We start from the raw sequence: 14,020 nt of genomic DNA, 5'->3' as shown, positions 1-14,020 counted from the left end.
CGCTGGATCGGCGGCCACGCCTGCTTGAGCCATTCTGGAAATTCGATACCGATGCTCCTGTGGCTTTCCCTTATGAATGCAAGCGATTAGCATTGGCGGATCCTATCCTCCCTCCCCTGCAAACTCAACGTCGCCAACGACCGGACATCTTCAGCCCTCATGCATACACTTCGCAATTTCTGGCGCCTGGCACGGCCGTTCTGGACCTCGGAACAGAAATACCCGGCCCTGTTGTTGCTGCTGGGCACGGTGCTGATGAACCTGTGTCTGGTGGGCGTCAACATTCTCAACAACTTCTGGAACCTGCATTTTTATAACGCGCTGCAGGCCAAGGACTACCCGGGCTTCATGCTCGGCACGGGGCAGTTCATCCTGCTGCAGGTGGGCCTCGCCGTGTTCACCGTGGGCGCGTTTCACTTCCAGCAGAAACTGACCATCGTCTGGCGGCGCTGGGCCACGCGCAACATGCTCGACCAGTGGCTGGGCAGCCAGCGCTACCAGAAGCTGAAGATGAGCGACACCGAGGTCGACAACCCCGACCAGCGCATCGCCGAAGACATCGACCTGTTCATCATCAAGTCGCTCAAGCTGAGCCTGGGGCTGCTGACGGCCGTGGTGTCGCTGTTTTCGTTCCTCAATATCCTCTGGCAGGCCTCGGACCTGATCCGCATTCCGCTGGGCGACAGCGGCCTGATGATACCCGGGCTGCTGGTGTGGGTGGCGCTGGTGTATGCGCTGGCCGGCACCGGTTTCGCCTTCTGGCTCGGTCGCGCCCTGCCTCACCTGAACTTCATGCAGCAACGGCGCGAGGCTGATTTTCGTTTTTCGTTGATGCGCCTGCGCGAGAACGCCGATTCGGTGGCCCAGTACCGTGGCGAGGCGGTGGAAAACCAGCGCTTCAACCAGCGCCTGGAAGCTGCCCTGCAGAACTTCTGGAGGCTGGTGAAAAAGCAAAAGCTGATCATGGGTTACTCGACGTTCTACCTGCGCAGCGCCACGGTGATTCCGATGTTTATCATGGCGCCGCAGTTTTTTGCCGGGGTCTTTACCCTGGGCCGTCTGACGCAGATCAGCGCCGCCTTTGGCGAAGTGCATGCGGCCGTGGCGTATCTGGTGGGCGTGTTTCCGGAACTGGCCGAATGGAAGTCGGTGATCGACCGGCTGCATGGGTTCCAGGAGCGTCTGGACACCGTCAAGATCGAGTCCGCCGTGGTGCTGACGCAACAGCGTGACGGCTTGCAGGTGCGCAATCTGGACATCTGGCTACCGGACGGCCGCCGTCTGTTCAGCGGCTTCAACCTTGCGCTCAAGCCCGGCGACAGCTTGCTGATCCGCGCGCCGTCCGGTTATGGCAAGTCCACCCTGATTCGCGCCCTCACCGGGCTCTGGCATCATGCCTCGGGGTCGGTCGCCTATGACCGTGAGCGCACCCTCACCCTGTCGCAAAAAAATTACCTGCCCCTGGGCAGCCTGCGTGAAACCCTCTGGTACCCCAACCCCGCACCGGCCGAGCAGGACGCGGTGGTACAGCGGTTCCTCGACCAGCTCGGCCTGGCGCACCTGGGCACGCAACTGGCCGAAGAGCGTGACTGGGCGCAGACCCTGAGCATCGGCGAGCAACAGCGTTGCGCCTTTGTGCGTGCGCTGCTGGCGCGGCCGGCAGTGCTGTTCCTCGACGAGAGCAGCGCGGCGATGGACGCGGCCAACGAAGCGCGTTGCTACCAGTTGCTCAAAGAAACGTTGCCGCAGACGATCCTCATCAGCGTTGGCCACAATGCCGCGCTGGAGCGGTTTCATGGGCAGGTGCTGGAGTTGCGCGACGAAGTGGAATGGGTACGCCGCGCGGTGATGCAGCCGGTATAGGCGACCTCACTGGCGCACGCTGATCAGCCCATCCAGCCCACGGCGGTCTTCGGGATCACCTCCGACTCGTCCAGCTTCGAGGCAAACATGCTCACCGCCTGCACCGCATCGCTGGTGCTGGTGCGGATCTGCAGGATCACCGAACCGGCCTGGTCCGCCAGGTTGACGCCACGTTGCGCGCCCTCCTGAGTGGAATTCATGCTGGAGACCGCGTCGCGGGTTTCCGAAAGGATCATGCCGATCATCTCGGCAATCTCGGCGGTGGAGCGGCTGGTGCGTCCGGCCAGTTGCCGGACTTCATCGGCCACCACTGCGAACCCACGGCCCTGGTCCCCCGCCCGCGCGGCTTCGATGGCGGCATTGAGCGCCAGCAGGTTGGTCTGGTCGGCGATCCCGCGAATGGTGTTGACGATGGCGGTGATCTGCTCGGAACGCTCGCCCAACTGCCCCACCAGCTTGGCGGAGGCGCCGATGTTTTCGGCGATGCGGCGCATCTCCGTGGCGGTGTCGTGGATCACCTGGGTGCCGTGCTCGGCGAAGCGCTCGGTTTCGGACGAGATGTGGTAGGCACGGGAGGCGCCGCGTGAATCTTCCTCGAACTTTTCCACACGCTCGGTGATGTCGCTGGCGAACTTGACGATCTTGATCAGTTTGCCGTCGCTGTCGAATACCGGGTTGTAGCTGGCCTCCAGCCAGACGACGCGACCCTGTTTGCCAATACGCTTGAATTGGCCGGTGAAGAACTCGCCGTTGTTCAACCGGCGCCAGAAGTCGGTGTATTCGTTGCTGTTGATCAGCGCCGGCTCGCAGAACAGGCGGTGATGCTTGCCCTTGAGTTCCGCCAGTGAATAGCCCATCACGTTGAGAAAGTTCGGGTTGGCGTCCAGCACTTGCCCGGCAAGGTCGAACTCGATCACCGCCATCGCGCGGTCCAGCGCCACCAGTTTGCTGCGGGTGGCGGCTTCCTGCTCGACGTTGGCGGTGACGTCCAGGGCGTACTTGACCACTTTGAGCACCTGGCCGCGCTCATCCAGCACCGGGTTGTAACTGGCCTCCAGCCAGATCACCTTGCCGTTTGCGTCCACCCGTTTGAAGGTGCCCGACACGAATTTGCCCGCTCTGAGGTCTTGCCAGAACGTGGCGTAGGCCGGGCTGCCGGTGAGCGCCGGCAGGCAGAAATCGCGGTGGGTCTTGCCAGCCAATTGCGCGGCGCTGTAACCCAGGGTCTTGAGGAAGTTGTCGTTGGCGCGCAGCACTTTGCCGTTGAGGTCGAATTCGACCACGGCCATGGAGCGCTCGAGCGCAGCAATCAGTCCTTTGTACTCGGTGACTTCGGCCGTCCTGGCCGCCAGTTCTGTCTTGAGTGATTTGTTGAACATGACGTGCCCTCTGCGCGCGGATAATTCGGTTGTATCAGAACTCCTATCGGCCTCGGAATACGGGACTTTAAGCGGCAAAAATGTTTATTTATTGACGTCAAAATCCGCTCGCGGGCCGGTTGCGCAGGTTTGCCCCGGCGCGGCTTTTCAGGGACCATGGCGCCTCTGTTTTTTTGCCAACAAGAGGCGCCCATGGCCAATCACGACCTGTCCTTCACTCCTGATCCCGACGAAGACTCGATTTCCTCGGACGTTATCGGCTTCAACGGCATCCTGGTGTCCACCCAGATCCCGACCCACGCCGATGGCAGCCTGGAACTGGGCGACATCACCCTGCAAAGCGAATGCACGCTGCAAGCGCTGAAAGTCGCGCTGGAAAAGGCCGGCAGCTCGATGGACCGGGTGATGCACATGACCATCTACCTCACCGACATGGCCGACCGCGCCGCTTTCAACGCGGTGTACACGCGCTTTTTTGCCAAGCCATGGCCGGTGCGGGCGGCGGTCGGCGTGGCTGAACTGGCCGTCAAAGGCATGCGCGTGGAAGTCACCGCAATGGCCGCCAAGGCCTGACAGCCCTGCGGTAGATGCCGGTCAGGCATTTCACGGCTACAATGCGCGCCTCAACCGTGACAAGCCTGACTAAAAAAACTATGTCCTTGCCCAAGCATCACCTTGAATTGCTCAGCCCGGCCCGCGATGTCGCCATCGCGCGCGAGGCCATCCTGCATGGCGCCGACGCCATCTATATCGGCGGGCCAAGCTTCGGCGCCCGCCATAACGCCTGTAACGAGGTGAGCGATATCGCTCAATTGGTGGAATTCGCCCATCGTTACCACGCGCGCGTCTTCACCACGATCAACACCATCCTGCATGACAATGAACTGGAGCCCGCGCGCAAGCTGATCCATCAGCTCTACGACGCCGGCGTCGACGCGTTGATCGTGCAGGACCTGGGCGTGATGGAGCTGGATATCCCGCCCATCGAGCTGCACGCCAGCACCCAGACCGATATCCGCACCCTGGCCCGCGCCAAATTTCTCGATCAGGCCGGTTTCTCGCAGCTGGTACTGGCCCGCGAGCTGAACCTGCAGGAAATTCGCGCAATTGCCGACGAGACCGAGGCGGCCGTCGAGTTCTTCATCCACGGCGCCCTGTGCGTGGCGTTCTCCGGGCAGTGCAATATCTCCCACGCGCAGAACGGCCGTAGCGCCAACCGTGGCGACTGCTCCCAGGCCTGCCGCCTGCCGTACACCTTGAAGGACGACCAGGGCCGCGTCGTAGCCTTTGAAAAGCACCTGCTGTCGATGAAGGACAACAACCAGAGCGCCAACATCCGCGCCCTGGTCGAAGCCGGCGTGCGCTCGTTCAAGATCGAAGGCCGCTACAAGGACATGGGCTATGTGAAGAACATCACCGCCTATTACCGCCAGCGTCTGGACGATGTGCTCGAAGACCGCACCGACCTGGCGCGCGCTTCCAGCGGGCGTACGGCGCATTTCTTCCTGCCGGATCCGGAAAAGACTTTTCATCGGGGCAGCACCGATTACTTTGTCAGCGACCGCAAGATCGACATCGGCGCCTTCGACACCCCGACCTTCACCGGCCTGCCGGTAGGCACCGTGGAAAAGGCCGGCAAGCGCGACTTGCAGGTGGTGACCCATGAACCGCTGTCCAACGGCGACGGGCTCAATGTACTGGTCAAGCGTGAGGTGGTGGGCTTTCGCGCCAACATCGCCGAGCCCAAGGGGGAGTTCGAGGAAGACGGGCAGAAGCGCTACCGCTACCGCGTCGAGCCGAACGAAATGCCCGCCGGCCTGCATCAACTGCGCCCGCACCACCCGCTGAACCGCAACCTGGACCACAACTGGCAACAGGCCCTGCTCAAGACCTCGGCCGAACGCCGCATCGGCCTGGCCTGGGTGGCGCGCCTGCGCGAAGAGCAGCTTGAAGTCACCGCCACCAGCGAAGAAGGCATCATCGCCAGCCTCACCCTGCCCGGCCCGTTTGGCATGGCCAACAAGCCGGAACAGGCGCTGGACACCTTGCGTGACCTGCTCGGCCAGCTCGGTACCACGGAGTACCACGCCACCGATATCGCGCTGGATGCACCGCAGGCGTTCTTCATCCCCAACTCGCAGCTCAAGACTCTGCGCCGCGAAGTGATCGAAGCCCTCACCGCGGCCCGGGTTGCCGCCCACCCTCGTGGCGGGCGCAAGGCCGAGACCACACCGCCGCCGGTGTACCCGGACGCGCATCTGTCGTTCCTGGCCAACGTCTACAACCAGAAGGCCCGTGATTTCTATCACCGTCACGGGGTGAAGCTGATCGACGCCGCCTTCGAAGCCCACGAAGAAACCGGCGAAGTGCCGGTGATGATCACCAAGCACTGCCTGCGCTTCTCGTTCAACCTGTGCCCCAAACAGGCCAAGGGCGTGACAGGCGTTAAGACCAAGGTAGCGCCGATGCAGTTGATCCATGGCGATGAAGTGCTGACCCTGAAGTTCGACTGCAAGCCCTGCGAAATGCATGTGGTGGGCAAGATCAAGGGGCATATCCTGGGGTTGCCGCAACCGGGCAGCGTGGTGGAGCATTTCAATCCGGAAAATCTTATCTATCAGGGTACTCACTAGCCAAAACGCTAGCGCGGGGGCTCTTGTGGTGAGAGGGCTTCCTGTGGCTAGCGCGTTTCCTGTGGTGAGCGGGCTTGTTGTGGCGAGCGGGCTTGCCCCGCGTTGGGCTGCGCAGCAGCCCCAATAAAAACACCGCGGTCTGCCTGATAGATCGCGGTGTCTGGTTTAGGGCCGCTTCGCGCCCCAACGCGGGGCAAGCCCGCTCGCCACAGGAAGCCCTCTCACCACAGGAAGCCCGCTCACCACAAGGGTTTGGGTGTTGGTTGAAATATAGGGACACGGTAGTCAACGTCGCCGCTTCGAATGCGCTGCTAGCGTGGAGGTTTCTTATCCATGCAAGGAGCAACGGATTGTCTCTTCAACCAAACTCACACCTGCTGCGTCGCGGTCGCTACTCGGAGTCCGGACGTGCTTATCTTGTCACCGCAGTGGTGCATCAGCGCCTGCCTCTGTTTCGGGACTTTCGGTTGGGCCGGTTATTGGTTACCGAATTCAAAAGAGCCCATGAAACGGGCCGCGTTAATTCGTTGGCGTGGGTGGTCATGCCGGATCACTTTCACTGGCTGTTCAACCTCAACGACTCAACGCTTGCCGAGGTGATGCGAGCGACGAAGTCTCGCAGCACCTTGAGCATTAATCGGGCCCGCTGCAGCCGGGAACGGTTCTGGCAACGTGGTTACCACGATAGAGCAGTAAGAGCCGAGGAAGATATCCGCAAAATGGCGCGCTACATCATTGCCAACCCTTTACGGGCGGGGCTGGTTGAGCATATTGGCGATTATTCGTTATGGGATGCTGCCTAGTTGTGACATCGGGGGCAGATATCTCTGTGGCGAGCGGGCTTGCCCCGCGTTGGGGCGCGTAGCGGCCCCAAACCAGACACCGCGATCTGTCAGGCAGACCGCGGTGTTTTTTTTATTGGGGCTGCTGCGCAGCCCAACGCGGGGCAAGCCCGCTCGCCACAGGACGCCCTCTCACCCAAAAAAACCTGCTCACCACACAAGCCCACTCATCACAGGAAGCCCGCTTGCGACAGATTTCGCTGCGGCCAGCAGGCCCTGAAATTTGGCATAGCGCGCTTCAAGCACCGGTTGTTGTGCCGGGTCAGGTAAGTAGCGCGCCTTGACCGGCATTCCCGCCGCCAGCAAATCAGCGCCCTGCCCCATCGCGAGGAACCCCAGCTTTGCCGCGCCGATGCAGGCGCTCAGTTCGCTGCCGTGCAGGGTGAACACTTCACGCTGGAGGATGTTGGCCAGCAACTGCGCCCAATATTCGCTGCGGGCGCCACCGCCGACCAGGGCAAAGGCGCTGACCTCGGCACCGCTCGATTGCACCGCGCGCCAGGCGTCGAGCAAGCCGAAGCCCACACCTTCCATCACTGCGTAGCCAAGCATGGCCGGCGTGCAGTCATGCCCCAGGCCCATGAAACCACCGCGCAGCAGCGGGTCGTTATGGGGGGTGCGTTCGCCGGCGAGATACGGCAGGAATAACGGTGTGCTCAGCGGCACGCTTTCTGCAATGGGCAGGTGCGCCTGCACCAGATCCAGCAGCGTCTGCTCATCCGCAGTGCCCGTGAGCCGTGTGACCCAGCGCAAACAACTGGCCCCCGCGAGCATGGCGCCCATGGTGTACCAGCGCTCGGGCAGCGCATGGCAAAAGCTGTGCACGGCGCTGGCCGGGTTGCCGGCGGCGTGGTCGGTGATGGCGACGATCGCCGCGCTGGTGCCCAGGGTGATGAAGCCGTCACCGGCGTTGATCGCACCGATGCCCACTGCCGCGACAGGATTGTCGCCACCGCCGCCGGCGATCACCACGCTGGCGGACAAGCCCAGCCCTTGCGCCGTCAATAGAGCACTCGCCGCGCCCCCCTCCACCAGCTTCGGCATTTGCCCAGGCTCAAGGCCCGTGGCGTGCAGCATGGGGCTGAACCATTCGCGCTGCGCCACGTCCAGCCACAGGGTGCCGGCGGCGTCCGACATCTCGCTGATGCGCTCGCCACAGAGGCGCAGGCGCAGGTAATCCTTGGGCGACAGCACGCAATCAATCGCCTGGAACACCTCGGGTTCGTGGCGTTGCAGCCACAGCAGTTTCGGCGCGGTGAGCCCGGCCATCGGCAGGCTGCCGGTGATGTCGGCAAAGCCTGCGCCCAGTTGCTCGGCCTCGGCCACGGCGCGTGAGTCGTCCCACAGGATCGCCGGGTACAACACACGGTTGTCGTCACCGAGCAATACCGCTCCGTGCATCTGCCCCGACAGGCCGATACAGACCACCCGGCCGAAGGCCTCATGGGTACGCAGGCTGCCCAGCGCCTGCAAGCAGGCCTGCCACCAGTCTTCCGGAGCCTGCTCGGACCAGCCGCTATGACGCCGCGACACGCTCAAGCGCACGCCCGTTTGAGCCAGCACGTTGCCCAAGGCATCCATGAGGATGGCTTTGAGTTCCGATGTACCCAGGTCAATACCGAGAGAAACAGGACTGCTCATACGCGTGTGATTCCAATCAATGACAGCCACATGAGTTGCGCACCTGCAGGCTCGGCGTCAGGCGCACGCTTTGCGCCGGCGCACCTGGCGTGGCCATGCGTTGCAGCAACAGGTTGACCGCGCGCATGCCCAGCGCCTGCACCGGCTGGGCGATCAACGTCAGGCGCGGCACGAAAAAATCCGCCCAGTCAAAATCGTCGAACCCCACCAGCGCCATCTGCGCCGGCACGTCCAGCCCGGCGTCACGCAGGGCATGCATGGCGCCCAGGGTCATCAGGTTATTGCCGGTCATGATCGCCGTGGGCGGTGAATCCAGGGCCAACAGTTGCACGGTCGCCAGTCGCGCCGGCTCGGTGTTCGAGCCGCCGTTGACCAGCAATTGCGGATCAAACGGCAACCCCGCCGCCTGTAACGCCGCCTTGTAGCCTTCGACACGTTCCTCGGTGGTGCTGAAGCCCGGACGCCCGGCGATAAAGCCGATGCGACGGTGGCCGTGTTCGATCAGGTGGGCAATCAGCCCCTGGGTGGCCTGGGTGTTCTCCACGCCGATCTGGTCAAACTGACCGCTCATCATGCGGTCCACCAGCACCGCCGGAATCCGGTTGGCGCGCAGGTATTCCAGGGCCATCGAGCCGTTCGACGGCGCCAGCACAATGCCGTCGACCCGCCGATGGTGCAGCGCTGTGATCACCCGCAGCTCCTGCTCAGGATCGTCGTGGGTGTCGACGAACAGCATCATGAAGCCGTGCTTGGCGCACTCGGTTTCAATCGCGTGCACCGTTTCGCTGAAGTAATGGTTGGACAGCGCCGAAATCGCCACGCCGATGGTGCTGGTGCTCGACCGCGCGAGCGAGCGCGCCAGGGTGTTGGGGATGTACCCCAACGCCTGGATCGCCTGCTGCACCGCCAGCACCGTGGCCGGGCTGACCTTGCGGGTGCCGTTGAGCACATGGGACACGGTCGAGGTCGACACGCCCGCCCTGCTTGCGACGTCATCCATGGTGACCACGGCGCGACTCCCCTCAGCCCATCAACGTTGGCTCGACCAGCCGCTGTAGCTGGCGACATTGTCCCGGGTGATCAGTTTGGGCGTGAGCTGGATGATCGCTTCGGCCGGGGCCTTGTCGTTGAGCAGGTCATTGCCCACGTTCACAGCGGTTTGCGCCATGGCCCATGGGTCCTGGCTGGCAGACGCCTGGATCTGGGTGTCGGTCTTCAGGGCGTTCTCGATATCCGGCGCGCCGTCCACCGAGGTAATCACGATGCCGCTGCGCTTGAGCTGTTTGGCCGCCAGGTCGCTGCCGATGGCTTGCGGGTCGTTGATCGCGAACAGGCCGTCGATTTTCGGGAAGCGCGTGAGGTAGCCCTGCATCGCGTTCAGCCCACCTTCACGCGAGCCCTTGCCGTCCTGGTCGTCGGACAGCACTTTCATGTCCGGCGCGCTGGCCAGTGCGGCTTTGCAGCCTTTGACACGGTCGGTCACGGCGGTGACCTGCGGACCGTTCTGGATGATCACGTTGCCCTTGCCGCCGAGCTTGTCCACCAGGAACTGGCAGGCCAGCTTGCCGGCTTCGACGTTGTCGGTCTGCACCGTGGCGTTCACGCCCTTGGCGTCCACGTCCACTGCCACCACGACGATGCCGGCGTCACGCGCTTTCTTGATCGCCGAGGCCATGGCGGACGGGTCGACGGCGTTGATCAGGATCAGGTCGACCTTGGACGAAATGAAGTTGTCGATCTGCGAAAACTGCTTGCTCAGGTCATAGTCAGCTGACACCGAGGTGACCTTGACGTTGGGGTTGAGCGCCTTGGCCCGCGCGGTGGCGCCATCGGCCAGGGTCACGAAATACGGGTTGCCCAGCGAGCCCATGCTGATGCCGAGTGCTTTGAGCTCACGGGCTTCGACGGCTTGGGACATCAGGGCAGCCAGGGCCATAACGGGGAACAGGCGTTTGAGGTTCATACGGGTCTCTCTTGTGATTGTTGTGTGAGGAAACTCAGGTGCGCGCACCGGATTGGCGATAACGGTCCAGCGCGACCGCGCCGATGATCACGATGCCCTTGATGATGTACTGCCAGATATCCGAGACGCCCAGCAATACCAAACCGTTGGTCAACACCGCAATGATCAGCGCGCCGATCAGGGTGCCGCCGATGGTGCCGACGCCGCCGGTAAAACTGGTGCCGCCGAGGATCACCGCGGCAATCGCATCCAGTTCATAGGATTGCCCCAGTTGCAGGCCGTTGGCGGCAAACAGGCGCGAGGCGCTCATCACCGCGCCGAGCCCGGCCAGCGCGCCGGACATGGCGTAGACGAACAGCAGCACCTTCCACACCTTGATCCCCGACAGCCGCGCCGCTTCCGGGTTGCCGCCCACCGAATAGATCTGCACACCCATCACCGTACGGCGCAGGATGAACCACGACAGCGCGACCACCGCGACGGCGATCACCACCAGCCAGGGCACGCCGAGGATCGAATCGTTGCCGATAAACGCGAACGGCAGGTCGGGGTTGAACACGGTCTTGTCATCTGCCAGCAGGCGCGCCAGGCCACGCATGGCGGTGAGCGCGCCGAGGGTGACGATAAACGGCGGCAGGCGCATGAAGGCGATCAACCCGCCGTTGACCAGGCCCAGCAACAGGCCAAAGCCTACGCCCGCCGCGATGCCGAACATGCCGAACTGCGGCGACATCGACGCCTGCAAGGCCACTACGGCGGACGCCGCGAGGATCGCGCCCACCGACAGGTCGATGCCCGCCGTGAGGATCACAAAGGTCATGCCCGCCGCCAGCACCACGTTGACCGAGGCCTGCTGGGTGATGATCGAGAGGTTCTGCAGGGTCAGAAAGTTTTCGCTGGCCAGGGCAAAGCCCACCAGCAGCAGGACCAGCACCGGCAACATGCCGACGGTGCGCATCAGCTCGCGAACCCGTTCTGCCTTGCCTGTTGTTGTCGCCACGTTCACTTCAGCCATGGGCCACCACCTGATCGCCACCGGTGGCGAGGTCAATAATACGTTCCTGGGAGATGGCGTGGCCGGAGGCCCCGCCGACTTCGGCCACCAACTGGCCTTCGCGCATGATGAGCACGCGGTCGCAGGTGCCGATGATTTCCGGCAGTTCGCTGGAAATGACCACGATGCCAACGCCGGCCTGGGCCAGTTGATTGATGATGCGGTAGATCTCGGACTTGGAGCCGATGTCGACGCCACGGGTGGGCTCGTCGAGGATCAGCACATGCGGCTTGACCTCCAGCAGCCGTGCCAGCAGCACCTTTTGCTGGTTGCCGCCGGACAGCGAGCCCACGCTGACCTTGCCCGACGCCACGCGAATCGACAGCGACCTGATCGCGTCATTCGAGCGTTGCGCGGCGTGCGTGCGGTCGAGCACGCCGCCGGCGTGGGCATCCGGCACGCAAGCGCACACGTTGATGTTGTCGGCCACGCTCATGTCCAGGAACAGGCCCTGGGCCTTGCGATCCTCGGTGAGGTAGACCACGCCTGCGCGAATCGCGTCCGCCGGGTTGCGCAACTGGGTGACGGTTTTGCCCACCACTTCCAGGGTGCCGCTGGTGCGCGGGTCGGCGGCAAAGATCAACCGCGCCAGCTCGGTGCGCCCTGCCCCCACCAGCCCGGCGATGCCCAGCACTTCACCGGCGTGCAGGTCGAAACTGCAATGGCGTACGTGTTTGCCATCGGCCATGTCACGCACGCGCATCACCACGTTGCCGGGGTTGTAGGCCGCGTGTTCCTTCTTGTAGAAGCCGGACAAATCGCGGCCCACCATCATCTTCACCAGCACCTCGGCCGACAGCGCATCGCGGGTCAGTTCGCCGACGTACTGGCCGTCGCGCAGCACCTCGACGCAGCCGGCCTGCATGCCTTTGCGGTCGATGGTCCAGCCCCGGCGCAGTTCACGGCCCAGGTAAATGTTCTCGGCCACGCTCAGGTTCGGGCACAGGCTCAGTTCCTGGTAGATCACGGCAATGCCGAGGGCTTTGGCGGTCGCGGGAGTAAAGGTGGGGACGGGCTGGCCGTCGATGCGGATTTCACCGCCGGGATCGGCCTGGTAAGCGCCGGAAAGGATCTTCATCAAGGTGGACTTGCCGGCGCCGTTCTCCCCCATCAAGGCGTGGATCTCGCCGGGGAAGACCTTCAGGCCGACACTGTTGAGCACGCGCAAACCGTTGAAGGTTTTGCTGATGCCCTGCATCTCAAGCAAGGGTTCAAGGCTCATTGATGAGCTCCTGGATTTATTATTTTTGTAATCGAGTGAGGCCGACTGTAATCAGATACATTTGCTTACGCAAGCGCTTGCGTGTGCATTTTGTCGGGGGGTTAAACGATTCATCAGGTGGATTTTGGGGAAGCGTAGGTATTTTTGGGGGCTGGGCTGCGGCTTCAAGCAACTTGGCTATGATCTCGCGGCGCAGTAAATCCATTGGCCGTGTGAGGCGGGCTTATGTCCGGCCGGAACCCTCGGAGGCCGGCTTGCGACCCTCGCACGGTCCACCACCCAAACGTGTCGCAGCGGCGGTGGTGAGGTCTTTAATTCCGAGGGTATAGAGAATGTTGCCTGCAGATAGAAACTCAACAGATAGCGCGGGCTCGCAGACGTGGTTGAGCAATACCACACTCTCAACCTTCTCTGCGTCTTTCAATTCGATACGGTCAGGGAAACCGGGGTGGCTGTCGACTTGGTAGCGTATGACACCCAGTGTGGCCAAGTTGTGCTCCGGCAGGTCGGGCAATGTCTTAAAGGGTTCGGGGGAAAGGCCTTTTATACGAAACGTCATGTGCGTCTCCTGTCGGGGGAAAACGCATGGAAACGCAACAGCTGCTGAGTGCACTATCCGTTTCCTGCTCAGTCACTTAACGGCCGCCCGCTTCGATTCGGAAGGTCACCCATCAGTATTCGAGCGTTTTGGGCAAGCCGACTTTTTCAACACAATCGGCGCAGAGCGGCCGTTCATTTGAGATAAATTTCGAACGTCCCAACGCCTGGAATGAGCCCCTCGTAGCCGCAAAACAAAGCCTGTTAACATGCCTCTCAACGCGTCGCACATTGACCTATCCGAAGAAAATCCTTGAGCGCCGCCTGATAGAGCGTCAATGGCTGATTGTCAGTGTTGAATAGTGCAAACGGAATCATCGTGAGATGTGAAAACGACATGGAGTTTATCGAATAGGTTTTCTGCCTGCAAAAGTGCTGATCCTTATTCAATATAAAATCAAACTTGAAAAGGTTTGTTCGCGTACACCAACTGGGGATCAAACCCAGGCTCAGGCCCGTCAAGTAATCTTGTCCGCAAGCGCCGCCAGATGAGAACTCCGAGATCTTTATCTCTAATGGCAGCAGGGTCAGGGCGGCAAGGCTGGAGCCCGTATCCTGTGCATCGGGAATAATTTTGAGTGTCGCTGCATATGCGTCCTTCCCGAAGCGACTGTCTTTCCATGGGGAGTGTATTGCGTAACTGAAGCTGGAGATGATTTCTTGTGTTGCGGGTTCAACGGGTTCGTTGATTGTCGGCTGGGACGAATAAGATGTGCAGCCGAAACAGAGTGTCGCAATGACAAGCACAAACCCGTTGGCTATTAAGCGACGCATACTCAGTGTTCCCTAGCTATCAATTATCGGACATGCCTGTCACTTAATGCCG

The 14,020-nt window shown here is 62.0% G+C and carries 12 protein-coding genes; 4 read left to right on the top strand and 8 right to left on the bottom strand.

The features are described from left to right. Nucleotides 1-159: 159 nt before the first annotated feature. Complete coding sequence (locus TU79_RS21155) at nucleotides 160-1,863, top strand: ABC transporter ATP-binding protein/permease (RefSeq protein WP_057009824.1); 1,704 nt, start codon at nucleotides 160-162, stop codon at nucleotides 1,861-1,863. 23 nt (nucleotides 1,864-1,886) lie between these two features. Here the strand turns inward: TU79_RS21155 and TU79_RS21150 are convergent, their stop codons facing one another. After that, a complete protein-coding gene (locus TU79_RS21150) occupies nucleotides 1,887-3,242 on the bottom strand; it encodes a methyl-accepting chemotaxis protein (RefSeq protein WP_057009823.1) in 1,356 nt (451 codons plus the stop codon). Between the two features lie 192 nt (nucleotides 3,243-3,434). Between TU79_RS21150 and TU79_RS21145 the strand changes: the two genes are divergently transcribed. From TU79_RS21145 to TU79_RS21135, 3 genes are all read left to right on the top strand, one after another. Next, complete coding sequence (locus TU79_RS21145; RefSeq protein ID WP_057009822.1) at nucleotides 3,435-3,815, top strand: RidA family protein; 381 nt, start codon at nucleotides 3,435-3,437, stop codon at nucleotides 3,813-3,815. An 80-nt stretch (nucleotides 3,816-3,895) separates the two neighbouring features. Next, entirely contained in the window at nucleotides 3,896-5,875 is a 1,980-nt protein-coding gene (locus TU79_RS21140) for a peptidase U32 family protein (protein WP_057009821.1), read from the top strand. A gap of 350 nt (nucleotides 5,876-6,225) precedes the next feature. Next, the gene (locus TU79_RS21135; protein ID WP_057009848.1) at nucleotides 6,226-6,678 is read left to right on the top strand and encodes an REP-associated tyrosine transposase; all 453 of its coding nucleotides are present in this window, start codon (nucleotides 6,226-6,228) and stop codon (nucleotides 6,676-6,678) included. A gap of 189 nt (nucleotides 6,679-6,867) precedes the next feature. On the opposite strand, the gene xylB is transcribed toward TU79_RS21135, so the two are convergent. From xylB to TU79_RS21100, 7 genes are all read right to left on the bottom strand, one after another. After that, nucleotides 6,868-8,358, bottom strand: coding sequence for a xylulokinase (gene xylB / locus TU79_RS21130; protein WP_057009820.1), 1,491 nt, complete (start codon nucleotides 8,356-8,358; stop codon nucleotides 6,868-6,870). 16 nt (nucleotides 8,359-8,374) lie between these two features. Continuing rightward, nucleotides 8,375-9,367 carry a LacI family DNA-binding transcriptional regulator gene (locus TU79_RS21125; protein ID WP_057009819.1) on the bottom strand — a complete coding sequence of 331 codons (993 nt, stop codon included), beginning with the start codon at nucleotides 9,365-9,367 and terminating at the stop codon, nucleotides 8,375-8,377. Nucleotides 9,368-9,388: 21 nt separating this feature from the next. After that, nucleotides 9,389-10,321, bottom strand: coding sequence for an ABC transporter substrate-binding protein (locus tag TU79_RS21120; RefSeq protein WP_057009818.1), 933 nt, complete (start codon nucleotides 10,319-10,321; stop codon nucleotides 9,389-9,391). Nucleotides 10,322-10,355: 34 nt separating this feature from the next. Then, nucleotides 10,356-11,336 carry an ABC transporter permease subunit gene (locus tag TU79_RS21115; RefSeq protein ID WP_057009817.1) on the bottom strand — a complete coding sequence of 327 codons (981 nt, stop codon included), beginning with the start codon at nucleotides 11,334-11,336 and terminating at the stop codon, nucleotides 10,356-10,358. After that, entirely contained in the window at nucleotides 11,329-12,597 is a 1,269-nt protein-coding gene (locus TU79_RS21110; RefSeq protein WP_057009816.1) for a sugar ABC transporter ATP-binding protein, read from the bottom strand. The genes TU79_RS21115 and TU79_RS21110 overlap by 8 nt, the downstream gene beginning before the upstream one ends. Nucleotides 12,598-12,820: 223 nt before the next feature. Beyond that, nucleotides 12,821-13,156 carry a hypothetical protein gene (locus TU79_RS21105; protein ID WP_057009815.1) on the bottom strand — a complete coding sequence of 112 codons (336 nt, stop codon included), beginning with the start codon at nucleotides 13,154-13,156 and terminating at the stop codon, nucleotides 12,821-12,823. Between the two features lie 254 nt (nucleotides 13,157-13,410). Continuing rightward, nucleotides 13,411-13,968, bottom strand: coding sequence for a hypothetical protein (locus tag TU79_RS21100; protein ID WP_057009814.1), 558 nt, complete (start codon nucleotides 13,966-13,968; stop codon nucleotides 13,411-13,413). Nucleotides 13,969-14,020: the final 52 nt, after the last annotated feature.

Source organism: Pseudomonas trivialis (assembly GCF_001439805.1).
Taxonomy (GTDB): domain Bacteria; phylum Pseudomonadota; class Gammaproteobacteria; order Pseudomonadales; family Pseudomonadaceae; genus Aquipseudomonas; species Aquipseudomonas trivialis.
Note: the sequence above shows the minus strand (reverse complement) of the source record. Positions and strands in the feature narration are given on the sequence as shown.